The organism is Lacipirellula sp. (assembly GCF_965279485.1).
Classification (GTDB): Bacteria; Planctomycetota; Planctomycetia; order Pirellulales; family Lacipirellulaceae; genus Lacipirellula.
Window position 1 is genome coordinate 4,694,659 of sequence record NZ_CBDIIC010000002.1, and the last position, 25,018, is coordinate 4,719,676.

The 25,018-nt window shown below is 61.5% G+C and carries 18 protein-coding genes; 5 read left to right on the forward strand and 13 right to left on the reverse strand.

The features are described 5' to 3' along the window. The 3 genes from ACQY7R_RS26285 (at position 1) to ACQY7R_RS26295 (ending at position 3,282) form a co-directional block, all read left to right on the forward strand. Positions 1-318, forward strand: coding sequence for a hypothetical protein (locus ACQY7R_RS26285; protein WP_428308510.1), 318 nt, complete (start codon positions 1-3; stop codon positions 316-318). An 861-nt stretch (positions 319-1,179) separates the two neighbouring features. Then, a complete protein-coding gene (locus ACQY7R_RS26290) occupies positions 1,180-2,187 on the forward strand; it encodes a hypothetical protein (protein WP_428308511.1) in 1,008 nt (335 codons plus the stop codon). Positions 2,188-2,217: 30 nt separating this feature from the next. Then, positions 2,218-3,282, forward strand: coding sequence for an NAD(P)H-dependent flavin oxidoreductase (locus ACQY7R_RS26295; RefSeq protein ID WP_428308512.1), 1,065 nt, complete (start codon positions 2,218-2,220; stop codon positions 3,280-3,282). On the opposite strand, the gene ACQY7R_RS26300 is transcribed toward ACQY7R_RS26295, so the two are convergent. From ACQY7R_RS26300 to ACQY7R_RS26340, 9 genes are all read right to left on the reverse strand, one after another. Further along, a complete protein-coding gene (locus ACQY7R_RS26300; protein WP_428308513.1) occupies positions 3,279-3,497 on the reverse strand; it encodes a tautomerase family protein in 219 nt (72 codons plus the stop codon). The two genes, ACQY7R_RS26295 and ACQY7R_RS26300, sit on opposite strands and share 4 nt — an antisense overlap. Before the next feature lie 19 nt (positions 3,498-3,516). Then, on the reverse strand, positions 3,517-4,230 hold the full coding sequence (locus ACQY7R_RS26305; protein ID WP_428308514.1) for an SDR family NAD(P)-dependent oxidoreductase: 714 nt from the start codon (positions 4,228-4,230) through the stop codon (positions 3,517-3,519). Between the two features lie 75 nt (positions 4,231-4,305). Continuing rightward, the gene (locus ACQY7R_RS26310) at positions 4,306-4,722 is read right to left on the reverse strand and encodes an organic hydroperoxide resistance protein (RefSeq protein WP_428308515.1); all 417 of its coding nucleotides are present in this window, start codon (positions 4,720-4,722) and stop codon (positions 4,306-4,308) included. A 93-nt stretch (positions 4,723-4,815) separates the two neighbouring features. Continuing rightward, positions 4,816-7,626 carry an MGH1-like glycoside hydrolase domain-containing protein gene (locus ACQY7R_RS26315; protein ID WP_428308516.1) on the reverse strand — a complete coding sequence of 937 codons (2,811 nt, stop codon included), beginning with the start codon at positions 7,624-7,626 and terminating at the stop codon, positions 4,816-4,818. Positions 7,627-7,755: 129 nt separating this feature from the next. Further along, entirely contained in the window at positions 7,756-9,366 is a 1,611-nt protein-coding gene (locus ACQY7R_RS26320) for a response regulator (protein ID WP_428308517.1), read from the reverse strand. Continuing rightward, complete coding sequence (locus tag ACQY7R_RS26325) at positions 9,363-9,941, reverse strand: chemotaxis protein CheB (RefSeq protein WP_428308518.1); 579 nt, start codon at positions 9,939-9,941, stop codon at positions 9,363-9,365. The genes ACQY7R_RS26320 and ACQY7R_RS26325 overlap by 4 nt, the downstream gene beginning before the upstream one ends. Beyond that, the gene (locus ACQY7R_RS26330) at positions 9,938-10,765 is read right to left on the reverse strand and encodes a CheR family methyltransferase (RefSeq protein WP_428308519.1); all 828 of its coding nucleotides are present in this window, start codon (positions 10,763-10,765) and stop codon (positions 9,938-9,940) included. The genes ACQY7R_RS26325 and ACQY7R_RS26330 overlap by 4 nt, the downstream gene beginning before the upstream one ends. 11 nt (positions 10,766-10,776) lie before the next feature. Next, a complete protein-coding gene (locus ACQY7R_RS26335; protein WP_428308520.1) occupies positions 10,777-14,241 on the reverse strand; it encodes a response regulator in 3,465 nt (1,154 codons plus the stop codon). Between the two features lie 463 nt (positions 14,242-14,704). After that, complete coding sequence (locus ACQY7R_RS26340) at positions 14,705-15,181, reverse strand: hypothetical protein (protein WP_428308521.1); 477 nt, start codon at positions 15,179-15,181, stop codon at positions 14,705-14,707. Between the two features lie 177 nt (positions 15,182-15,358). Between ACQY7R_RS26340 and ACQY7R_RS26345 the strand changes: the two genes are divergently transcribed. Together ACQY7R_RS26345 and ACQY7R_RS26350 are read left to right on the forward strand one after the other, a co-directional pair. Then, positions 15,359-16,402: an alpha/beta hydrolase family protein gene (locus tag ACQY7R_RS26345; protein ID WP_428308522.1), complete on the forward strand. Its 1,044-nt coding sequence runs from the start codon at positions 15,359-15,361 to the stop codon at positions 16,400-16,402. A 167-nt stretch (positions 16,403-16,569) separates the two neighbouring features. Then, a complete protein-coding gene (locus ACQY7R_RS26350; protein WP_428308523.1) occupies positions 16,570-18,042 on the forward strand; it encodes a matrixin family metalloprotease in 1,473 nt (490 codons plus the stop codon). Positions 18,043-18,174: 132 nt separating this feature from the next. Here the strand turns inward: ACQY7R_RS26350 and ACQY7R_RS26355 are convergent, their stop codons facing one another. The 4 genes from ACQY7R_RS26355 to ACQY7R_RS26370 all read right to left on the reverse strand — a co-directional run bounded on the left by ACQY7R_RS26355 (position 18,175) and on the right by ACQY7R_RS26370 (position 24,976). Continuing rightward, positions 18,175-20,313, reverse strand: a complete 2,139-nt coding sequence (locus tag ACQY7R_RS26355; protein WP_428308524.1) for a GH25 family lysozyme — start codon at positions 20,311-20,313, stop codon at positions 18,175-18,177. A 221-nt stretch (positions 20,314-20,534) separates the two neighbouring features. Beyond that, entirely contained in the window at positions 20,535-22,328 is a 1,794-nt protein-coding gene (locus ACQY7R_RS26360; protein WP_428308525.1) for a CRTAC1 family protein, read from the reverse strand. Positions 22,329-22,795: 467 nt separating this feature from the next. After that, positions 22,796-24,280: a carbohydrate porin gene (locus tag ACQY7R_RS26365; protein WP_428308526.1), complete on the reverse strand. Its 1,485-nt coding sequence runs from the start codon at positions 24,278-24,280 to the stop codon at positions 22,796-22,798. Positions 24,281-24,322: 42 nt separating this feature from the next. After that, on the reverse strand, positions 24,323-24,976 hold the full coding sequence (locus ACQY7R_RS26370; protein WP_428308527.1) for a response regulator transcription factor: 654 nt from the start codon (positions 24,974-24,976) through the stop codon (positions 24,323-24,325). Between the last annotated feature and the right edge of the window lie 42 nt (positions 24,977-25,018).

The window sequence follows — 25,018 nt, forward strand, 5'->3', positions numbered from 1 at the left end:
GTGGATGATTTTGTAATTGATGATGCTGGTGTTCATTTTTCCGCTTCGAAGAACCTCGAATATCGCGCTCGAGTCGTGGAGCGCCTCCGTGTGTTCGTCGATTTTTTGCAGTCGAATGGTTTGGCAACGAGAGTGATTCTTGAGCCGGGCGAAACACCATCAGAGACGTTGAAAATAAGGAGGTCTGATCTTAGTGAGGCGGGGTTTCAGGTTGTACTGAAATCCTACGACAAATGGCTGCGTGGGATTGATAAAGGTAGGGCAATCAGCGATACGTCTTTGCTTGAAAAGGCGCTTGAACAGTTGAAACGCAGTTAGCTTGGCTGCATAGTCAGCGAATGTCGGCTGGCAAGTAAGTTGTCGGTGCAACGGGCGAGAACGAATTATTTCGCTGACCAGTTATTGGCCCCCCCTGTCGCGGCTCCAGGTTTGCAGATTCTTAAGAGCGGGCCTCGGAGCCATCTAAACTATACGCTTCTGCCTCGACCTGCGCTCTCCCTGGTGGCTTGTTTGGCCTGCGATACAAGGGTCGGCGTTGGTGCTTTCTGCCATCAGTCGTCGCTAATAAGGTTAGATCCAAGACGGTGCCATTCGTTGGCATATCCGAGGATAACATTTCAGTGAATACGTCGCCTCCTCGGGTTTGACGTTGAGCGATTACCACAACGAAAGTGTTAGCAAGCACGCCGAGGTCGTAGTGTAACTTGTGTCACTGTTCCGATATCTACGTAGATTAAAAGTCGGCCAGAACTGTGAGACTCGCAGTAAGCAAACGCAGAATGAGCCTTTGAAGCGTATCGCGAGGACTGTCAAACGCCGTTCCTTGGTGACCCTACCTGCACTAAGCGAAATTACGTCAGTATCAAGGGGTTGCCTCTATAGTGAGTAGGATTGTCTTTGTCGCTCTCCCTAGTTTGTGTTTTCGCATTCGAACTCTGAGGTGCCTCCTGTAACCAACGCAGCATCTGCCGCCCTTTCGAGAATGCCCGCTCAGAGGGCCCAAAATAATTCTCACCAACTTTTCTGTTGAAACTGGGCCACCCGTTCCTCTAACGTGAACTGGCGCGCGAACTCAATCGCGCCCGACGCCTGTTTAGCCCCCGGTTCTTCAAACCGAGGGCTCCGCGCACGTCACGATTCCGAGGCGCACCTATGCGCCCACAGCGGAGGGACCAATCCATGCAAACGGCAACCAGTTACGAACGTCGCCGCATCATCAACGCGGCCAAAAAAGAGCAATTTTGCGAGCTCATCCGCGAGAGCTACTCGCTCGAAGAAGCCGCGGAAAAGCTCGACGTTTCGCTTCGCACGGTACAGCGGGAGCGGCAGCGAGACGAAGCGTTTGATCGCGAGATCCGCTCCGCCCAAGAATCGCACCCCAACCCCTTAAAGCTGATGGAAAGCGCCGCCCGCACCCACTGGCGGGCGGCCGCGTGGATGCTGGAGCGGGAGCGGCCCGAGCGCTTCGGCCGCCGGCCCGCCAACACGGCCCGCAAGCATGAGGTCGAGGCCGCGCTCGACTTCGTGCTCGAAGCGGCGCTCGCCGCGACGCCGCCGGAGCAGCGGGCCGCGTTTTACCAGCCGGTGCTGGCCGCGGTTGAGCAAGCATTCCAGCAATGCTTTCCGCAAGTCGATCGCGGCAACTGCGGCGACAGCAAGAAGTGCAAGTTCCCCGCAACGCCGCTCGCGGACGAAGCGGCTCGCCAACGTTCGCAGCAGGCCGCAGCCGCCGGTCCGCCCGCAGTGGCGGGAGCAGCCGCTCATCTGTCGCCAAAAATCGCTGAGGCGACACTTGGCGACGAAGAGCCGAGTTTCGCAACGCCAAACACGACGAAGCCAATTAGCGTGACGGCAATCACCGCGCCATCGCCGTCCCATGCCACGCTCCACAAACGATCAGCAATCTCCGCCGCAAACTCCCGTTCACCCGCCACACAACTGTCGCCTAAAATACAGCAGACGACAGCAAGCGACGCGACGCCAGTCGACGAGACGGTAGCAAACGCACCGCTCATTGCCGTCCCGTTCGCGACGACCGCGTTCTCAGAGCCTGTGCAGAGTCCGTCGCGAGATAAAAGTCTCCGACCAGCAAACGCCAACGAGCGGCAGCGAGAACGCCATGCCGCGAAACGGCAAAAGGCCGCCAAAAAACGTTCCGCCGCCAGTCGACGACGAAACGCCGCCTAGCTTCAACATACAGTTCGGCGAAAAAGCTCCATGCATCCGCTGCTGAAAAGACTCCGTCTCGAACTGCCGATCATCCAAGGGCCGATGGCCGGCGTGTCGACTCCCGCGATGGCGGCCGCCGTGTCGGCGGCGGGGGCGCTCGGTTCTATCGGCGTCGGCGCCGCCGATGCGGAAGCGACCCGCACGATGATCCGCGCGGTGCGCGAGCGGACCGATCGCGCATTCAACGTCAACGTCTTCTGCCACCAGCCCGCGACGCCGAACGCGGCGAAGGAGGCGGCATGGCTCGCTAGGCTGGCGCCTGAATTCGCCCGCTACGGTGCAAAGCCGCCGAGCCGACTCACGGAGATCTATGCGAGCTTTCTCACCGACGAGGCGAAGCTCGACGTGCTCCTCTCAGAAAAGCCGGAGGTGGTTAGTTTTCATTTTGGCTTGCCGCGTCGCGAGCAAATCGAGGCATTGCGAACCGCCGGCATCGTGCTGATCGCCACAGCGACAAGCTTGCACGAAGCGCAGCAGGCGGCCGCCGCGGGAATCGATGCGATCGTTGCGCAAGGTTACGAGGCTGGCGGCCATCGCGGCGCGTTCGATCCGCGCGGCGTCGACGATCGCCTCGGCACGTTTGCGCTGACGCGGTTGCTCGTGGAGAAACTCGCAGTGCCGGCGATCGCCGCGGGCGGCGTCATGGACGGGGCGGGCATTGCGACGGCGCTCGCACTGGGAGCGGCGGCCGCTCAACTGGGAACGGCCTTCATCGCTTGCCCGGAATCGTTGGCCGACGCCGCCTACCGCGCGGCGCTCTTCGGCCCGCAGGCCGCGCACACCGTGATGACCTCGGCGATTTCAGGCCGACCTGCACGTTGCCTGAGCAATCGGTTCACCGCATTCGGATCGCAGATTCCAGTCGAAGAGATTCCCGATTACCCGATCGCGTACGACGCCGGCAAAGCGTTGCATGCCGCAGCGAAGGCGAAGGGCGAATTTGGTTACGGCGCCCAGTGGGCAGGGCAGGGGGCGCCGTTGGCGCGAGCGCTGCCGGCCGCGGAATTGGTCTCTCAATTGGCGAAGGAACTCGCTGCAGCCCAGCGCGCTTAGCTCTTCGGCTCGCCGCCCGTCAGCCGGCGAAACTCTTCAACCGGCAGCCCGGCGACGCCCCAATCTGCCAACTCCACTTCCTGAATAACGACGAACGTCAACGCGGGCGGTTTGTCGAGCACCTCGCTCATGAGGTCGGTCGCTCCCTTGATGAGCGCGGCCTTTTGCTCCGGCGTCGTTCCTTCGCGGGTGATTTGGATCGTGACGATCGGCACAGTTCAGTTCCTTGCAGCGTTACCAGTGGCCGGCATGGGCGCCGCCGTCGACGTGGAGCGTTTCGCCCGTTACGAACTTGGCCCCTTCCAAATAAAGAACCGCTTCGACAATCTCGTCGACTTCCCCCATCCGTCCCACGGGATGTAGGCCGGCGAGAAAGGCGTGCGTTTCAGGGGCGTGCATCGGCGTGCGGATCACGCCCGGCGCCACGGCGTTCACGCGGATGCCGCGATCGGCGTACTCGATCGCCAGCGACCGCGTGACGGCGTCGAGGCCCCCCTTGGTGAGCGAGGCTAAGGCCGAGGGAACGCCTTTCACTGGCTGATTGACGAGCGTCGTCGTCATGTTGACGATGTGCCCGCCCCCCTGCGGCAGCATCTGGCGAATCGCACACTGCGAAACGTAAAAGAAGCCGGCGAGGTTCAGCGAGATTTTCGCGGCGAAGTCGGCGGGCGTGTAGTCGACGAACGGCTTCGAAATGAACATCCCGGCGTTGTTCACCAGCACGTCGACGCGGCCGAATTTCTCGACTGCCGTGCTAATGACTCGCTCCGCAACGGCCGGATCGGCGATATCGCCCGCGACGGCGGCGACCTCCGCGAAGGTCTCGGGCGCAATCGAGCGCGAATTGGCGAGAACCTGATAGCCGCGTTCAAGGAACCCGCGGACAAGTCCCGCGCCGATTCCTTGCGACGCGCCAGTGATGACGGCGACTTTGCGTTCGCTAGACACATTCATCTCCGCGATGCGTGGACGTTGAGCTGCGGCAGGCTTGCCGAAGGGATGAAGCGATCAGTGAGCCGGCGCTCACGCCAGATTGATTTCGACGTCGATGTTGCCGCGGGTCGCTTTCGAGTAGGGGCAAATCTGGTGAGCGTCTGCGATGATCGCTTCAGCGATTTCGCGGTCAATGCCGGGGAGGCTAACATTCAACCGAGCGCGGAGGAGGTAGCCGCCGTCGGTCATGCCGAGATCGACTTCAGCGTCGATGGCCGTTTCTGGCGGCAGGCGCAGCTTGCGCAGCTGAGCCGCGACAGCCATGGCGCCGATGAAGCAAGCCGACCAGCCGCAGGCGAAGAGTTGCTCGGGGTTGGTCCCCGTGCCGGGCCCGCCGGGCGACGATAATTTGATGTCGAGCCGCCCGTCGGCAGTGCGCGAGGCGCCGTCGCGCCCGCCGGTGGTATGAGCCTTGGCTGTGTAGAGAACTTTTTCGATGTGCGGCATGCCAGCGTCCTCGCGATTGAATCTGCACGGAAACGTGAACTGATTCTATCGCAGTTAGGGCGCGGGATGTCAATCAGCGGAGGCGAACCCGCCTCATCGCGGCTGCGTCTGTTTGTAGCCGTGCTGCGGTTGGGCGAGGCGGCCGTTTTGTTCATGCGCGGAAGTTTGCGCCGGACGATTTCGCTGAGCATGCCCCGCAGTGCGTGGCGTGTGGAGATCGCTCAAGATCGTCGCCACCAGCGCCGTCCAACCAGTTTGATGGCTGGCGCCGAGACCGCGGCCATCGTCGCCGTGGAAATATTCATAGAACAGCGGCAAGTCGCGCCAATGCGGATCGTTGGCGTAACGCTCCTCAACGCCGTGGCACGGCCGGCGGCCGGCGGCGTCTGGCAGAAAGAGCGAACTGAGTCGCCGTCGCAGTTCTTGCGACGCTTCGAACAGGTTCAACATCCGGCCCGAACCGGTCGGGCACGGAATGCTCACCGAATCGCCGTAGAAGTGGTAGTAACGTTCGAGGGCTTCGATGATGAGAAAGTTAATCGGGAACCAAATCGGTCCGCGCCAGTTCGAGTTGCCGCCGAAGATGCCGGTGATCGACTCGCCGGGCGTGTAGTCGACGCGATGCTCTTGCCCCTCGGCCCATAGGATGAAGGGATGCTCGCGATGGAATTGCGAGAGGGCGCGAATGCCGTGGGGAGCCAGGAACTCCGTCTCGTCGAGAAGATACGCCAGCACCCGCTTGAGCCGCTCGCACGAGGGGATCGCGAGGAGGCGATGGCCGGTGAAGTTGTGTTGATGTTCTTCGTCATCCTCAACGCCGGCGTGCGATTTTTCGCAGTAGGCAATATGCCTTCCGAGGTCAGGTCGATGTTTGATGAACCATTCCATCCGCTTGCGGAAGCCGGGCAAGCGATCGATGTCTACTTGCTCCAACACCTCAACCGCGAAGAGCGGAATGATGCCGACGATCGACCGAATGCCGAGCGACGTGACGGAGTCTTCAACCTTCAATTGGTCGTAGTAGAAGCCGTCGTCTTCATGCCACAGTCCCATGCCTCCCAGCGTGTTCATCGCGTCGGCAATGTGAATGAAGTGCTCGAAGAACTTCGAAGCGATGTCTTCGTACGTGTTGTCGAACTGGGCGAGTTCGAGGGCCATCGCCAGCATCGTCGAGGCGTAGAACGCCATCCACGCAGTGCCGTCGGCTTGTTCCAAACGTCCGCCGCCGGGGAGCGGCTTCGAGCGATCGAACACGCCGATGTTATCGAGCCCGAGGAAGCCCCCCGCAAACAGGTGATTGCCGGCAACGTCCTTGCGATTGACCCACCAGGTGAAGTTGAGCAGCAGCTTGGTGAACACTCGCTTGAGAAACGCCACGTCGCGTTCGCCGCGCGGGGCGGTCATCTTGTAGACGCGCCAGCAGGCCCAGGCATGAACCGGCGGATTGACGTCGGAGAGGGCCCACTCGTACGCCGGCATTTGGCCGTTTGGGTGGAGGTACCACTCGCGGAGGAAGAGTTCCAGCTGGCCCTTCGCGAACTCGGGGTCGACCGTGGCCATCGGAATCATGTGAAACGCCAAGTCCCACGCCGCGTACCATGGGTACTCCCAGGCGTCGGGCATCGAAATGACGTCGCGGTTGAACAGATGAGGCCAATCGTGATTGCGCCCAAACTGGCGTACGGTGGGCGGCGCGGGCTGATCGGGATCGCCGGCAAGCCAGTCCTTCACGACGTAGTGGTAGAACTGCTTGCTCCACAGCAGCCCAGCGTAGGCTTGTCGAGCGACGTTGGCTTCTTCCGCGTTGCTAGAGTCGGGGATTTTCGAGGCGTAGAACTCGTCGGCCTCGCGGATGCGGAGTGCGAAGAGTTCGTCGAAGCCAGCGAACGGCTGCTCTGTCACTTCGCTTGCTGCAGCGAGGCGGAGTCGGACGACGACTTGCTCGCCGGCGGGGATGTTGAAGCGGTAGATCGCCGCCGTCTTCGTGCCGTGCCGCTGCGGATTGATCGCCGCGGTCTCGCCTTCAATGAGATAGCGGTGGAAGGCGTCTTTTACATACCGCTTGCCGTCGTCGACGGCGAACGCCTGCTGAGCGTCGGTTTCGTTCTCGGTGAACACGAGCTCTACCGGCTCAGCGCCTGTGGGTTGCTCGACGTCGAGGCGGAATTCGCCCAGCGAGACATGCCGCGCAACGACTGCCGCTGGCCCGGCCGCTTCGAGCCGCGGCTTCACTTCGCACCCTTCGTGCGTGCAGCCCCAACTCCAGCTGTTGCGGAACCAAAGCGTCGGCAGCAGGTGGATCGCCGCCGCCTCGGGACCGCGATTGGCGATCGTCAGTCGAATCAGCAGGTCGTCGGGACCGGCCTTTGCATACTCGGTGACCACGTCGAAGTAACGGCTCTCGTCGAAGATACCCGTATCGGCGAGTTCAAACTCCGGCTCCGCCTTCGTGCGGCGGCGGTTCTCTTCGATCAGTTGAGCGTAGGGAAACGCGCCCTGCGGATATTTGTAGAGCGCCTTCATGTACGAGTGCGTCGGCGTCGAATCGAGATAGTAGTAGCACTCCTTCACGTCTTCGCCGTGATTTCCCTCGGGGCCAGCGAGGCCGAATAGCCGCTCCTTGAGAATCGGATCGCGACCATTCCACATCGCGAGAGCGAAGCAAAGCCGGCACTCGCGGTCGGTGACGCCGAGCAGGCCGTCCTCGCCCCAGCGGTACGCGCGGCTGCGGGATTGCTCGTGCGTGAAGTAGCCCCACGCTTCGCCGTCGGCGGAGTAGTCTTCGCGAACGGTGCCCCACTGCCGCTCGGCGAGGTACGGCCCCCATCGCTGCCAGTTCTGCGTGCGGCTACCCGACTCGTGCAAGCGGCGAGACTCGGCATCGGTTGGGAGGGGCGTCGACATCGACTTGATCTGATGGAGGTTGCCGAAGTGCAGCCGGCGAACGGGCAGTGCAAGTATATGTCGTTCTGCGGCTCGCTGCATGCGGGCAATTCATGCGGCGAAAACCGGGCGATTGTCGACTTGCCGCCACTACGCTCGCAGCGGATCGAGCGCCTTCTTCAGACGCTGAATGTCGACTGGCTTCACCAAGTGCTGATCGAACCCCGCGTCGTGCGAACGCTTGCGATCTTCCGGCTGGCCGTAGCCGCTGATCGCGATGAGGTGAATATTTGCCAAGTCGGATTCGGAGCGAAGGCGGCGAGCAAGCTGGTAGCCGTCGTACTCGCCCGGCAAGCCAATGTCCGACATGATGACGTCAGGCTTGTGCGACTTGGCCGCTTCGATGCCAGCCTTACCATCGGCGACGACGCTCACTTCATAGCCCATCAGGCCCAACAGAACCTGCAGGCTGCGCGCCGCGTCGCTATTATCTTCAACGATGAGAATCCGCAGCTTGCCCGTCGCCGCTGCAGGGGCGGCGGGCTTCTGCTCCACTTCGGGCACGTATTCGCCGGCCAGCAGCGGAAGTTTGAGCGTGAAGGTGGCGCCGCGGCCGGGGCCTTCGCTTTCAGCGTCGAGCGTCCCGCCGTGGAGTTCGGCGATATTCCGCGCGAGCGAGAGACCGAGCCCCAGCCCGCCGCTGGCGCGATCAGCCCCCTGCTCTGCTTGGCTAAACGGCTCGAAGAGCCGCGCTTTCACCTCGGGCGACAAGCCGATGCCGGTATCGCTGACGACGATCGAAGCGAAGTCGCCTGCTTCGTCGCTGCTCGCGCTCACGCGCACGCGGCCGCCAGGAGGCGTGAACTTCGCCGCATTGTGGAGCAAGTTGCCGATCACCTGCGCGACACGGGTCCGATCAGCATGGATCGGCAGCGAAGCCGCCACGTCGACCTCCAGCGTCGCCTTGGCGGCGTCGATCGTCGCGCGATAATCTTCCGCCGTTTGCCGCACAATTTCCGCGGCGTCGCAATGCTCGTTGCGGAGCTGGATCTTTCCCCGCGCAATCCGCGCGACGTCGAGCAGATCGTCGATCAGGCGAGACATGTGGCTGACCTGCCGGGAGATGATCTCGCGCGCCTCGCGCATCACTTGATTCGCTTCGTCGGAGTGCCGCAGAATCTCGATCGCATTGCGAACCGGCGCCAACGGGTTGCGGAGCTCGTGGGCCAGGACTGCGAGAAAGTCGTCCTTGCGGCGGTCGGCTTCCTCCAACGCCGCAGCGTGACGTTGGCTCTCGGCGAGCAGTCGGGCGTTCTCCGCCGTTGCAGCTTGCAGGTCGTCGCGCTGTTGGGCGACTTCCTGCCGCTGTCGGAAGAGCTCGACGAACACGTCGACCTTGCTGCGAATGATGTCCGACTCGATCGGCTTCTGTAGGAAGTCGACGGCGCCCGCTTCGTAGCCGCGGAACTTCCGCCGCAAATCGGCGTTGCCGGCTGTCAAGAAAATGATCGGCACGCGGCGTGTCCGCTCGGTACCGCGCATCAGTTCTGCGAGTTCGAAGCCGTCCATCCCGGGCATCTGCACGTCGAGGATCGCGAGCGCAACGTCGAACTGCAGCAGCAATTCCAACGCATCGGAACCGCTCTGGGCTTTGAGGATCTTCACGCCGTCGCAGCGGAGCAGCGCTTCAAGAGCCAGCAGATTCTCATGCAAGTCGTCGACGAGCAGCACGTTGACTGGGGCTGGTAGTTTCGCACTCATGGGAGCCCTCCCGCCTCTTTCAGGAACTCGGCAATCTCCGCAAGACTCATCGAGCGTGCGTCGCTGCACGCTTTGAGCGCCGCGAGCGGCATGATGGGAGCGTAAGCTTCGTGGGGATGTTGAACGATGCAATTGCCGCCACCCGCTTGGACGGCGGCGAGGCCGTTGGCGCCATCCTCGTTGGCGCCAGTGAGAATCACTCCCGCCAGCCCATCGCCGTAGGCGTCTGCCGCCGACTCGAACAGCACGTCGATCGACGGCCGCGAGTACAGGACCGGCTCTTCGCTGGAGAGCGAGAGCGTCCCTTCCTTCTCAACCATCAGGTGGTAGTCGGGAGGCGCGAAGTAGACCACGCCGGCGGCGATCGGTTCCTTGTCTTCGGCCTCTTTCACCGAGACGCGGCACTTCATGTCGAGCAGTTCGGCAAGAATGCTCTTCTTGTCGGCCGGCAGATGAACGACGGCGAGCACGGGCAGCGGATAGTTTTGCGGCAGCGTCGGCAGGATCTGCGACAACGCGTCGAGCGCGCCCGCCGAGGCGCCAATGACGATCGCCTGCGTTTTGCGAGTGCTCACGATGCGCCTCGCTTCTGGTAGATGCGGTTTTCTTTCGAGAACTCGACGAAGCGATGCGCGTAACGCGAGAAGCGGAGGTTCTCTTTGGCGCCGAGCCCCAGGAAGCCTTGCCGGCTGAGCGATTCGTCGAACAAGCCGATGGCCCGGTCCTGCAGATCGCGGTCGAAGTAGATCAGCACATTGCGGCAAGAAATTAGCTGGACTTCGGCGAACACGGAGTCGGAAACGAGACTGTGATCGGAGAAAACGACGCGTTTGCGGAGCGTCTTATCGAACACGGCGCCGCCGTATGCGGCGGTGTAGTAGTCGGAGAGCGACGACTTGCCTCCGGAAAGCTGGTGGTTCTCGGTGAACGTGGCGAGCCGATCAAGCTCGTAAACGCCCGCTTCGGCGCGCCGTAGCGCCTTGGGATTGATGTCTGTGGCGTAGAACATCGTGCGGCTCTCCAACCCCTCTTCGCGAAAGAGGATGGCGAGCGAGTAGAGTTCTTCGCCGCCGCTGCAGCCGGCGACCCAGACTTTGATCGAGGGGTATGTCTTGAGAAACGGCACCACATGCTGGCGAATGCCGCGGAAGTAGGCCGGATCGCGAAACAACTCGCTGACCTGCACCGTGAGAAACGAAAGAAGTTCCGTCATCACGGTCGGTTCATGCAGCACGCGGTCTTGTAGTTGCGAGAAGGTGCGGCAGTCAAACTTTTCGCGCGCGTGCAGCAGCCGGCGCTTAACCGACGCCATCGAGTAGCCGCGAAAATCGTAATGGTACTTACGAAAGATCGCGTCTAGCAGCAGGCGGAGTTCGATGTCGTCGGTGTTGTCTGACACGATGAGATCTTTCAGCGAGGCATCCACACGCGAACCAACGAGAGCAAACGTTCCACGTCAATTGGTTTGGCCATATAATCGTTGGCGCCGGCGGCGAGGCACCGTTCTTGGTCATCCTTCATCGCTTTGGCGGTAAGCATAATGATCGGCAGCTTCTTCCAGTCGGGCGTTTTGCGAAGCTCCATCACGGCCGTGATGCCATCCATTTCCGGCATCATGACGTCCATCAGCACAAGGTCGATCGTCGCGGCGGCATCGGCTCGACTCGCTTCAAGTGCCCGAATCGCCTCCAGGCCGTTGCGGGCGATTTGCACGATCGCCCCGCGCGGCTCGAGAATACTGGAGAGCGCGAAGACGTTCCGCACGTCGTCTTCAACGACCAGGATGCGGCGTCCTTCGAGGGCGGCGTCGCGGCTTCGAGATTTCTCCAGCATCCGCTGCTGTTCCGGCGGTAGGTCCGAGACAACTTGATGGAGGAAGAGCGTTACCTCGTCGAGCAGACGCTCGGGCGACTTCGCCCCCTTGATGATGATCGACTTGGAGAAGCGGCGGAGACGCTGTTCTTCGTCGGCAGAGAGATCGCGGCCGGTGTAAATAATGACGGGCGGAAACGCGTAGATGTCTTCGCGGCTTAGTTTTTCGAGTAGGGCGAAACCGCTCGAGTCGGGCAGCGAAAGGTCGAGCACCATGCAATCGAAGGTCGATTCGCTCAGCAGCGCGAGACATTCGGAGGCACTGGCAACGCCGACCGTTTCCACATCGTGTGAGCCAAGCAGCTTCTGCATGCTGTCGAGCTGCACGGCGTCGTCTTCCACGACGAGGACGCGGCGCATCCGCTGAGTGAGCCGCGATTCGAGCTGGCGCAGCGCTTCGACAAGCTGCTCGCGGTTGACCGGCTTCAGCATGTAGCCGACGGCGCCGAGCGAGAGAGCCGTTTGGGCATGGTCGCCGGCGGAGACGACGTGCACGGGGATATGACGCGTGCGGCGATCTTGCTTCAGACGATCGAGAACGGAGAGGCCTGAGTGGTCGGGCAGGCCGACGTCGAGCACCACGGCGCTCGGCAGGTACTGTGCCGCGAGGGCGATTGCCTGCTCGGCATGCGTGGCTACGACGCACTGGAAGTTGAGCTCGTGCGCCATATCGCGGAGGATCTTGGCAAACGGCTCATCGTCTTCGACTACTAGAATCACCCGCTGGTTGCCAGTGAGCGATTCACGATCGTCTTCGATGCGCTTCGGTACAAAGAACGCATCGGACGTTGCCGCGGCGTCGCCTCGCGGTGCGGCGAAGGTTGACGCGTGGGATGGCATCGCGGGAGGAACATGCCGGCCATTGCCGATCGCGTCGACACGCCGTTCGTGCATTGGCACAGGGCGGTAGACCTGCGGTAGCGTGACGGTAAACGTGCTCCCCTTGCCCGGCTCGCTGGCGAGTTCAATGCGACCGCCGAGCAGCCGCGTGAGCTGGCGCGAAATCGATAGCCCCAGCCCCGTGCCGCCGTACTTGCGGTTCGTTGTTCCGTCGGCCTGACGGAACGCTTCGAAGATCATCGCCTGCTGATGCGGGGCAATGCCGATGCCGGTATCGCTGACGGCGAATGCCACTTCGCCCTGCCCTTGCGAACTGATCGTGAGCGTTACCTGTCCCTTCTCCGTAAACTTCAGCGCGTTCGATAGCAGATTCTTGAGAATCTGCTCCAATCGCAGCGGATCGGTTTGAATTGTCTCCGGGGCGCCTGGATTCACAGCGATCTTGAATTCTAGCTGCCGTTGATTGGCGATCGGCTTAAACATTCGCTGCATCCCTTCGGCCAACTGCGAAAGCCGCAGTTCCTCGGGCTGCATTTCCATGTGGCCCGACTCGATCTTCGAGAGGTCGAGGATGTCGTTGATGAGCGTCAGCAAGTCGTTGCCCGCGCCTTGAATCGTGCGGGCATACTCGACCTGCTCGTCGCTGAGATTGCCTTTCGGATTGTCGGCCAGGAGCTTGGCCAGAATCAGCGACGAATTGAGCGGCGTCCGCAACTCGTGCGACATGTTGGCGAGGAAGTCAGACTTGTATTGGCTAGCCAGTTCCAGATCGCGGGCTTGCCGCTCGACCTCGTCCTTGGCACGGCTGACCTCGTCGCGTTGCGATTCAAGCTGCTGCGATTGCTCCTCAAGCTGGGCGTTGGTTTGTTCCAGTTCCGTCTGCTGATGCTCGAGCCGTGTCTGCGATTCGCGGAGCGTGCGGCTTTGCTCTTCCAACTCTTCGTTTGAAACTCGCAGCTCTTCGCCCTGCGCTTGCAACTCCTCCGACTGACGCTGCGTTTCCTCGAGCAGGTTCTGCAAGTGCGTGCGGTAATTGACCGAGCGAATCGCGACCGCGATTGGCTCCGAGAGCACCGCGAACAACTCAGCGTACGAATCGTCGATCGCTTCGAGAAACCCAAGTTCAATAACTCCTGTGACGCCCTCCTCATCGTGAACCGGGAAGATCGCCAGCGCTTTGGGCGAGCTTTTTCCCATCGCCGAGCCGAACGCGAGGTACCCGTCAGGAACGTCGCGGACGATGAAAGAGCGGCGATCCCGAATCGCTTGACTAAGGAGACCATCGCCCGGCTCGATGCGTTTTGGTACGCCCCCCTCAGCGGGGACGCCGTACGTGGCCGCGAGGGCTAGAGCCCCTTCTTGCGTGAACAGTGCGCCGGCCGTCGCGTTCAAATAATCAGCGAGGAAACCGAGAACGTGATTGCCGAGCTCCTGCATCCGCTGGTCGCCCGTCATGAGCTGGCCTAACTGAACCTGAGCATTCTGCAGCCACTCCTGGCGACGACGAATGAGCGCCGCGCGGCGGAGCAAACTGGCGACGAGAATCGAAATCAGAATCCCGCAGACCGTCATAGCGAGCCCGCTAGTGACGGCGACGCTGTAGGCACGCTCCATCTCGGCGAGGCGTTCTTGTCGCAGCGCTCGTTCCGCCTCTTGCATGCCGTCAATCTGATCGCGAATCGAATCCATTGAGATCTTGCCAACATCGGAGCGGACCCGTTCTTGAGCCGCTTCGAATCCTTCGTCGCGCCTCAACTTGATCGTCGCCGCCAACTCCTCGAGCTTGGTGGAGATATGCCCCTTCAGGCGGGGCAGGCGTGCTTGTTGGTTCGGGTTGTCGGCGGTGAGTCGCGCCACGTCGGCCAACCGCAGATCGACGCGGTCGGTCGCGTTTGTGTAGGGCGCTAGGTAAGCCTCGTCGCCAGTGATAACGTAGCCGCGCTGACCAGTCTCAGCGTCTCGGAGTAACGAGAGGACGTCGTCGAGCGCCGTGAGCACCTCATGCGTGTGCCGCACAAGCTCCGCGTCCTTATCGAGCGTGCGCGTGTTGATGTACGAGATGAGCCCGATCACGAAAAACAACAGAATCGCGCCGGCGAGTCCTACGGCTATGTTGAGGCGAGTTTCGCGCTTAAGATCGAGAGGGTTCGAGGGTTTCTTCATTAATCGATGCAAACGATGGAGGGATTCGAAGGTGCGATCGCGATGGCGGATGGAGTCGTGCGAGGTTGAAAATCTCTAATTATACGGCGCAAACCGACGCCACAACCCGGCCGCGGCTAGACGCTGAGCTTGAACGCAACCCGCAAACGCGAGCGTGCGTTGCGGAGAGCTGCTTCGAACGGCCGGATCTCGGTTCCGCCGCAAGCGAAACTTAGAGTTTGGGCCAAGCCGTGAAGAGCGGACGGGGCCAGAGATTGTCGACATGCGTTAGCTCTGGACCTAGCCGCGGAGGATGGAAGTTTGATGTGGTCGGGTGGAAACCAGCGGTTGGTCGTTGAGAAGCCATATTGCGCACTGCCAGACCACCATCGCCGTACCTGCGGCGGGCAACGTAATAACTTCGCTAACGCCGTGCCGGGATTTCTGCCGGGCGATCTAGCCTCACGAGCCCTAAGGTCGCAGCTTAAGAATACTGTTCAAGGATCTCTTCGACCTGCTCGGCGTCCAGCGTTTCATGAGCCAGCAAATGGTCCGCGATCGCAGCGAGCGCAGGCCACAAATCATCGCCTTGAAGTTGGCGGTGCAACGCGATTGAAATTTGCTCGATATGGGCGACTCGCTTGCGCTTGTCGGGGACGAGTAGTTCTGCGGCGGCGAGGGCGCCTTCCCAATCTGCCGACCACTCGGCAATAAACGCGGGGTGATAAGGTTCGCCGGAGTAAATCATCTCGGCGACGGGACCGGCTAAGTGAACTTGCACGCTTTTGGCGGCGAACTCGCGGTCGCTCATTCGCGAACGTCGCCACAAGATCTGTGCATCGCCCGACCGTCGGGGCCCATCGTCGTCGTCGGGTTCGATCGTCACGAGTTGCACTTGGCCGCCCAGCAGGTGAGCCATCAGAGCATGGCCGGCTTCGTGGTAGGCGGTGAGTTCGGACATGGCGGCGAATGGGAGGTCGCGAAAGTTCTAGCAAGCAGCAGCGATTTGTGAAGATTGTCTCCTCGCCGCTAGACCGATGCAACTGCGTCGCTAGTCGCCATCCCGCGGGATGCTGGAGTAGCTATACTGTCGGTTGCCGTTCGAACCACTCTCCTGCCATGAATTCGCGGAGCCTGCATGGTCGCGTTACGCTGCCTCGTCGCCTGTTGCTTGCTCGGTGCAACCGCTAGTTGCCACGTCGAGGCGAAGGAGCAAGTGCCGCTCGCCAAGGGAGCGAAGTTCACCACGCACGACACGCTCGACTGCGGCGAGGAAGCAAATGCCGACGCCCGCGAATGCCTCGAAGCGCTCCGCTGGGCGCCGGGCGAATTCTCCGTAGAACTGCAAACGGCCGAGCCTGGCTGCGGCGATTGGCTCGTCCGCTTTCCCTCCGCGCGGCCGATTGGCAACGCCATCAACGACCGCGTGGCGATGGAGTGGTTCGCCGCGCGGGACGAGCAGGGGGCCGTTCGCAAGGCTCGCGCGGTGGTTGTCGTGCATGAATCAGGCAAGCGAATGACGGTCGGCCGCCTGATCGCTCGCGGCATCAGCGGCCATGGCTTGCACGCATTTCTGTTGCAGTTACCTGGATATGGCGCGCGGCGCGATGAGAAGCTTACCGATATCGAACGCGGTCTCAACTCGATGCAGCAAGCAATCTCCGACGTACGGCGAGCCCGCGACGCCGTCGCCGCGCTGCCGGTCGTCGATGATTCGACCGTTGCCGTGCAGGGAACCAGTTTGGGAGGGTTCGTGGTGTCGACCGTGGCGGGGCTCGACCATGGCTACGAACGGGTGTTCATCCTGCTCGCCGGCGGCGATTTGCAGGAAGTGATTTTCAACGGGGCAAAGGACGCTGCCAAGACGCGGCGAAAGCTCGCGGAAGCGGGCGTCACGGACGAGCAAATCCGGGAGCTAGCACGCCAAGTCGAACCATTGCGACTGGCCCATCGGATCGACCCCGCCGCGACGTGGCTTTACAGCGGTAAATACGACGACGTCGTACCGCCGCAATGTTCCGCGGCGCTTGCCAAGGCGGCCAAGTTGCCCCTGGGGCACCACATAGAGATGGACGCCGACCACTATTCAGGCTTTATTCAATTGCCAAAAGTCGTGCGGGCGATCTGCGAGGAAACGGCGGCTCCAGCGGCCGCTGGCGTCCAACAATCTGGCTCGCCGTGAGCGACTGCGGGAGACCGCGAGGGGGCGCCGCCCTCACCGCCAACTCGTAGCGACCGAAGGGAAGTCGCCAAAGAAACTCATTGCACCCTGGGGACTAATCTGCGTCAATTGATAGAAGCCGCCAGACGTGCGGCGAGACTTCTCTCGGGAACAGAATCGGCGCCACGATGCACCTACGACGATACTTCACTTTGGCGTCTCTCTGCGCCACGCTCGGGGCGACGGCCCTGCCCATTGCAGCCGAGCGCGCGGCCGCCTACGAAATCGTCAACCGCTGGTCGGCGACTCAGGTCGATGGGGGAGGATTGCAGCGCGGCGATCCGGTGACGCTGCGGTGGAGCGTCGTTCCCGACGGCGAGTCGTACTCTCGCTCCAATAATAGCAACTTGGTGCAGTACCTCGACGACGGCTGGAATATCCCCGCCGCTCAGCGGACGCCCGACTACACCAATCGCTCCTGGTGGACAGTGATGAATACTGCCTACGCGCAGTTCGCACGCGTGTCGGGCATTCGGATGGAGTACGTGGCCGAGAAGTTCGCTAACGGCGTCGATACAGGACTGGCGGGGGACATTCAGATTGGCGGCGAGAATATTGATAGCACGCCGGGCGGCGCACTCGCCGACAACACCTTCCCTGACAGCGGCGACATGCGGATCGATACGACGCGCGAGTCGAACGGCCAGCCAACGTTCTGGCATTCGACCGAGGCCGCTCTGCGGAACCTGATGATTCACGAAACGGGCCACGGCGTGGGGTTGGGCCACGCCCAGAACACCGGCGTCACGGCGGTGATGGAGGGGGGGCTGCGAACCGACATTTGGGGCCTGCAGTTCGACGACGTGTACGCTCTAAATCGTCAATACGGCGATCCGCTGGAACGCAACGGCGGGAACGACATCGCTTCCAAGGCATCGCCGCTGGGCAGCTTCACGACAGGACAATCGATTTCGCGGGGGCGTGACGCCGTCGACTCGACTGTTAACCAGTTCGACAGCGATTGGCTGGGAATCGACGGGACGAGCGACGCCGATTGGTTTCGTTTCACGACCGTGGGAACCGGGTTCGCGAACATCAAGCTCACGCCGATCGGGCCGAGCTATGTCTCGGTGCAGCAGGGCAATTTCAACGCGGCCGCGCAGAGCGATTTGACGATGCAGTTGTTGACAGCCAGCCCCACGGTGAGCGAGATCAAACGGGCGAACAACACCGGAATTGGCGGCGTGGAATCCATCGGCGGACTGTTTCTGTCTGCCCCCGGCGACTACTTGATTCGCATTCGCGGCAACCAGGACGCCAATCAGTTCTACCAGCTTGATTTCTCCTTCACCGAAGTTCCCGCGGTCGGCACGTCTGCCGACATTAATCTTGATGGACTCACGTCGCGAGCAGATTGGGAGCTGTTTTTGACGTACTCGTACACGAGCTTCGCCGGCCTCGGGCAACGCGATGCGTTCGGTCGCGGCGATCTTGACCTCGACGGCGACAACGATATCGCTGACTTTCGGCTGTTTAAGTCGCTGTATAACAGCGTGAACGGCGCCGGGGCGTTCGAGAGTCTCTCGGGCGTGCCTGAACCGAGCTCGCTGCTGTTGGCTAGCGCGTTCGTCGGCGTGGCTGCGGCCCGTAAGCGGCGTTAGCCCCGGGCTCCGCCCAGGGGTAGCGCATCACGCGACAACGCGTACCGGATTGGTGACTAACCCCCGGGCGGAGCCCGGGGCTAATGATGTTGCTCCGAGCGTGAGCGAACGCTCTAGCGTTGTCGTCGCGGTCTAGGCGATGCAGCGGCGTAGCCGCGCGAGGCGACCAAATGCTGCGCACGAGCAGAAGAGCAACGTGGCCGTTGCCGGTTCTGGCACTGCGGCTGTAACTGGCGGAGGGCCGGTGAACTCGCGCTGCCAGACGAGCAGGTCGGTGCCATCGACGTTCAGATCGCCGTTGGCATCGCCTAGAGCGGTGGTTGCGTTGCCGACGAGCCCCATGTTGATGCTCCAAATCGCCAAATCGGCGCTGTCGACGAAGCCGTCCAAGTTAAAGTCCGCAGGGGAGGGGGGCGGCACGAACGTGCTGATTTGCAGGAGGCCCGCGCCTGTAATGAGCGACGACGTGAAGTCGGCGGCTGAGCCGATCGCTCCCCACGTGCCAACGGATTGCGAGATGCCATCGATGAAGAGCGAATCGATGACGTCAGTTCCTGCAAAGTTTAGGTCGAGGATGGCGCCGGTCGCGAGGCGGACATCGGCTCCGTTGGCCAGGAAGGCGCTGCCGATCCTGAGCGAGCCCGCTTCAACAGACGTATCGCCTGCGTACGTATTGACGCCTGTAAGCGAGAGGACGCCGGCGCCAGTCTTCGTCAGGCCGCCGTTCACGATCGGCGTCGAAATGGTCAGGTCAGTTGGGGCGGCTCCGTCGGCGACGTTGATCGCACGATTGGCTCCACCCAAATCAATCCGCCCGGCCAGGCCGCTGCCGCTGCCGTTCGCGATTAACGCGGCGGCGCCGCCGAGCGGGGTGAAATTCACGTCCCCCGCGAGCAGAATCTTGCCCGGCGTTGATGCGTGCGGCATCAAGTTGATCTTGTTTGCAGTGAGGTCCCCGCCGTCGATCGTGAAGGTGCGCGTCGCGTCGACCTGCAGCGTGTGAACGCTGAAATCGGCGCCGTTGGAAAGCGAGACGGCGCCGGAAAACTGAGCGCCAAACGGCGTGGAATCGGGCGACGGGACGTAGTTTACGGTCAACGAACCGCCGGTGATGTTGAGCGTCTCGTTGACGTAGAGCTTGCGAATGTTGTGCGAGCCGCTGGACAAGGTGACTGTGATGTTCGCGTTCGGCCGATTGAGAACGACGGTGTCGTTCTGGCCGTCGACGCCGCGAACTGTATCGTCGACGCCTGGAAGTCGCTGGGCGGGACGGGCAGGGACGGTTCCCGTGGTCCATGTGCCGCCGAAGCGGGCGACTTGCCCAGGGCCTTGTGTCGGCTCGACGGGCGCCATGCCGCTGTTCCAATTCGACAGCGTCGTCCATTCGCCGCTGGAATCATTCATCCACAGCGCGGGGACGAGGTAGTCTTTGACGAATTCCATGCCGCCGTTCGCGGCGTTCTTGTCAAGGTTGCCGCTGAACCCAGCGACGCCGCCGGTTGTGCTGTACTGCCAGAACTTCCAGGGGGCAGGCGTCGGAGTGTTGGGGTAGCTCGGGTTCCAAACGCCGTAAACATTCGGCAATCCAGAAGCGGCTGGAGGTTCGGTAGTAAGAGGATCGCCAGTAGTCGGACGGGCGATCCAAAGATTTGGCATCGACGCCGCGACCGATGAGTTAACTTCGCTGTTCGCGTAGCTGCTGTTCACGTAGACGATCGGGCGAATACCCATAGCCTGGAAAATTCGATCGGAGAACGCGACCGACCAACTCGACAACGAGGCCGTGCTGTGCTGCGAGGCGCCCGCTTCGAGATCCAAGACCGGCAACAGGTAGCCGGGACGCATCCATGCTCCGCCCATCTGGAGAAAGTGATCGGCTTCGTCGGCGCCGGTGTTGGCGATACCGTTCGCATTCAAGGTCTGGGTCGTGATGTCTGCCCGGTTGAAGTGGTAAGAGCCCGTGAGGATTCCCGCCTTCGTTGCCCGGGTGATATTTTGGATGAAATAGGGGTCGTCGTAACGCTGCGAGAGCGTGTTGAGGCCATTCAGGTTGTCTTTGTCGTTTTGGTTGTAGTATCCGGTAGTCCCGCCGCGGCTTGATCTTATAAAGGCGAACTTTCGATTGGCCGTGGAGTAGAACGTGTTCCACGTATTCTGGGAAATGTCTTCTTGCCAGGCAGAGATGTCGAGTCCTAGCGCGCGGGTCTGTGCGAGAGCCGAGGCGCGGCTCAGCAGTAGGACAACCGCAAAGGTCGCGAAGCGAAGAGTCAACGAGCCGTTTTTAACGGAGAATGCGCGTACCAATGTCCCTTGCCTCTCACTACCAGACCTGCCCCGAGAAGGCGTTCGTCGCTGCGAGCGCGTATTGAAGTATAAGCAGCTAGACGTTAAGCAACAACGAATCTGTCGCCGTAAGTCCCTATGCCGTCGATGTTTTCGCAAAAACGCGATTGACGTGCGCAGCTGTAGCAACCGACTGCATCCGTCGTCCGCTAACGCTGTGATCGCGTCCGAATGCGGGTGAACATCGCCGCGACGCCGAGTAGCGCCAAGCCAAGCGATTGGGGTTCGGGAACCGCGTTCGCTGCCGGCGTGTGGAACGTCGTTCCCGCTCGGAACGAACGTTGCCAGGCGAGAAAGTCCTGGCCGTCGGTAACGCCGTCGCCGTTCGCGTCGCTGCCGGCGTTGACGCCGAAATCGCTGCGCCACTTCACGAGATCCGCGGCGTCGACCATGCCGTTGTGGTCGAAGTCGCCCGGAAAGCCTACGTTCAGGTATTGATTAACGGCAACATCGTGGAGCGTCTGACTGGTTCCGTCAGGCCAAAGGATACGAAGCGTGTCGATGATCGACGCGTCGCCAAGACCAAAGTGAACCGGCAAATCGCTCTGGTTGAAGGTCCCCGGATTCGTGTTCGCTTCGCGACGGAGCGTACGCTCTTCGGGAGTTCCTTCGTTGATCGTCGCGAAGACGGACGCGCCAATGGCAGTGGTGTTGTCGGCCGTGCCGTCGAGACGCAAATAGAGCCAATTGTTGCCGTTCGTCGCGGCGTCGCTGAGGAAGATGCGTTCCAGGAAGCCACTTCCCGTTGGTGCAATCAGGTCGAGGTCGCCGTCGCGATCGAGATCGCCCCAGACGCTGTCGTACGCGCCTGAGTTTTGGTAGGCGATGCCGACCGATTGAGTGACGTCGATAAAGTTCCAATTGCCGTCGTTGCGGTAGAGCTTGCGGGCCTGATCCGAGCCATTTACTTGCAAATCGTCGTGCATGAACAGGTCGAGGTCGCCGTCGTTGTCGTAGTCGATGGCCCGTCCGCCGTTGAGATCGCCGCCGGTATCGCTCAGGAGAGGGTGGCCCAAGAGTTCCGCGACGTCTTGGAATTTATTCCCGCCGAGGTTGCGGAAGATGCGAGTCGGTTCCTGATCGGCGCCCACCATGAATAGGTCGAGCATGCCGTCGTCGTCGAAATCAGTGAATTCCGCGTGGTAGCTGTTCGGCATGTTTTGCGTGCCGTTCGTATCGGCGATGTCGACGAAGCTCAGCACGCCGGTCTGCGATAGCTGGTTCTCGTAGAAGTTATTGCGGATGTCGAAGGAGCTATTGCAGGTGGAAATATAGATATCGAGATCGCCGTCATTGTCGGTGTCGCCGATGGCGGTGCCGTAGGCTTTGGTGCCCCAGTTTGCTTGGATGCCCGCCGCAGCCCCCACGGGCGTGAAGTGGCCGGCACTATTCTGCAGGTAGATTTCGTGCTTCTCCGGGCCTTCCATGCCAATCACGAGGTCAAGGCGGTTGTCGTTGTTGATGTCGATCCAGCCAACGTTCTGATGAAAGCCGGGGTCAGCCAATCCCACGGTCGAACTGACATTGGTAAAGCTCGTGCCGCCGTTGTTTTTCAAGGCGGTGCCGGTGACGCCGGCGTTCGTTTGTCCGACGAACACGTCGACGAAGCCGTCGCCATCGTAGTCGGCCCATGCCGCGCTCCAGGAATTGGAGACGCCGCTCGGAAGCGTGTTGGAAATGTTGGTGAACGAGAGCGTGCCTGACCCAACGAAGTTGTTCCGCATCAACCGACGATCTGCGGTTCCGGAACCTTGGAAGAAAACGTCTAGATCGCCGTCGTTGTCGATGTCCGCAAGCGAGGCGCTGCGGGCAGTCAGTGAGAGGCCGTTGAAGAGAGTGCTGCTGGCGTCAGTGAAGTGAGTCTCCGCCGAAGCGCTCGCTGCGAGCGTTGCGGAGAGGAACGTGGCCAGCAAAAACGGCCGCTGAAGGCGATCCCGACGCATTGAGTTGTGCTCCAGAGAATAGAGGCGCCGCCAGCAAGACCTTAACCAGCTGCAATGGGCCTTGGCAACTGGAAAGGTCCGTTGTTGCGTTGTGCGCTGGAAGACGTGCGCAATTGCGAGCGTTCTGCGGTGTACGGAGGGATTGTGCGGCTTGTGCCACAGAGTCGCCGCTTGCCCGAGAGTTCGCACAGGATGCGGGTTCCCGCCGCGTTGAATCGCTCGCTGGCTCTAATTAGCCTGCAGTTAGGGCGATGGTCGTTCCTTCTTCTCTTCGTTGCGGAGTTTCGCCGTGCAAAAAAGTAGTTCCCGCAAGTGGCTGACCGCAATTGCAGGCGTTGGCTGCATGTTGACGCTCGGCGCGATGCTCGCCCCTACAGCGTTGCAAACGAGCAGTTCGGAACTCGCCGCCCGCTACCCGCAGCGTGGTCGCGTCGCACGATTCTATGGCCGAGCGTCCGGGCGGGCCGCTACAACACCACTTCGAACCGCACGCCCGGTGCAATTGAGTCGGGGTACACGCCCTCTGGGTTCGTGATGTACTGCAGGTCGAATTGCAGAGCGATGAAGTCGGTTAGAAACGCCTTATAGAAGACTTCCGTTGCAGTTTCGTACGTTGTACCGAAGATTCGACGGCTCGGCGTGCCGTAGAGAACATTGGTGACGCCGAGGCCCACCACGTCGAGGTCTCGGCCATCGATCGGGCCGCGGTAGAGGATGCCCCCGGCGTAGTGCTGGTCAACCTGGTTGCGGTCCTGAGGCGCCCACCCGAATTGGGCGAAGGCGCCGAGGCCTTGTTCGTCGCCGTCTTCCCCCGTTTCGTTGATCAGCATTTTGTCGAAGGTCGCCCAGGCGCCGTAGTTATCGCCTAGCAGGCGCGGATGCGGATCGGCGACGATTTCTTCGGGGTTGCCCGAGTGATACCAGAAACCGAGGCGAACGGTTCCTGGTAGGCCGTTGCCAAACTCTTCGGGTTGGCGGAGCTCGAGTTGGGTTAGCGAGATACAGCCATTGTCACCGAGTCCGCTGAATCCCCATTGTCCGCCGTCGGGCAAGCCGTCGTAGATGCCTCCGCTGATGAGGGCGTGCTCGTGCAGGTGGCAGAAGCAAGCTAGCCCGAGGCCAGGATTGGGGAAGGTCGGCAACGGGACCGTCGGAATTTGCCCGAATGACGAATTAATGAAGTCGCCGCCGAGATCTGCGAAGGCAAAGTCGGCGTTCGCGTCTTGCTTGCCGGCTTTGAAGCCGAGGTTGCCGTCGCCAAAATCTTGGCGGTACCAGTACTCCGAAACCTGGGCGATTTCCGTCTTTGGCCAGGGATCTAAATTACTCAACAGCTGGTAGTCGCCCACGTAATCTTCCGAGATCGACTTACCGTGCGTCGATTGCCCGTAGATGAAGAAGCGGCCGCCGTCCCAGAACTGCTGCTTCGCCGTGTCAATCTGCACAACGAGGTCGAGGTTGCCTCGGTAATGGGGCGAGTGCGCCGTCGCGATGCCGCCACGGGCGTTCATGAAGACTTCGCCGGTGTAGATGTACTCTCCGGTGACGCCGCCATGTTCACGCACGAGGAATGGGCCGAGGAGGCCGTCGAGGGTCTCGTCCGCCGGCTCGTCGTTGGCAACGGCCTCTTCTTCCTTCTCTTCCTCTCGCTCGGTTGCCGGCGGCTCGCTGGGGGCCGAGAGATCGCGCGACTCGGGATGCGTGATGGCGTCGGCCGGCGATTGAGCGGGCGGGTCGCGGTGGACCACGTCGGCGGTACGCCGCGCGGGCTGGGTAGAGTGGCCGGTAGTCTCGCGCGGCGCCACGCTGGCGTTCTCAGGAACCAAACGGCCAGCGACCCGCACGTGGCGCGATTGAGCGCAGGCGGTCGATGCGAAGCTCCCCAGGCATACAATCGACGCCGCGCAAGCTGCTAGCAAGATGCCGCGTGCGCGCAGGGGAGCAATCTCCATTCGTCGAGACGCCGCCGTTGGGCGGGGTAATTAAGGAAGACGCTACGCGCCCTTCTGCAGTTGCATTTCTGTGGACAGGAACGAAACGTCTGCCAGCTGGAGTAAATTCAACAGCTCGGTGAACGTCCCGACGTTCAAGCGTTCGAAGATTTCCTTCTTCCGCTTTTCGACTGTCCGCAGGGAGATATCGACGCGGGTGGCGATTTGCTTGTGCGGGCGGCAGTCTACGAGTTCCCGCAGCACAGCGCGGTGGCCGTCGGGGAGGGCGCCGATGGCCTCGCGAGCCGCATCGCGGTGGTAGAACGCTTTGAGCATCTCCAAGCCGCGAATGCGGGCGAGCTCTACTTCGCTGCAGAGCTCTTCGATGCCGAACGGCTTCTCGACGACGGTGATTGCACCTTGCCGCATCGCCTTGACCGCCAGCGTCGGCGTGAGGTGGCCGGAGATCAGGACTGCTGGCGCCGGCCAAGCGACTTCGTGCACATGGCGGATCAGGTCCATCCCGCTAGCTTCGCCGATGTGCAGGTCGGCGACGATGCAGCCAGGCGAAGAGGTTTCGAGCTGTTCCTTGAACGCGCTGACGCTTCCGAACGCCAGCGTCGCCCAGCCGGCTCGGATGAAAGCCGCATCCAGGGACTCGAGAATTGACGCATCGTCGTCAACGACCCATACGTCCATCGTCGGAGGCAGCTGCATTTTTAATAACCTAAATTGCCATGGCTGTGGGGTGTTTATCCC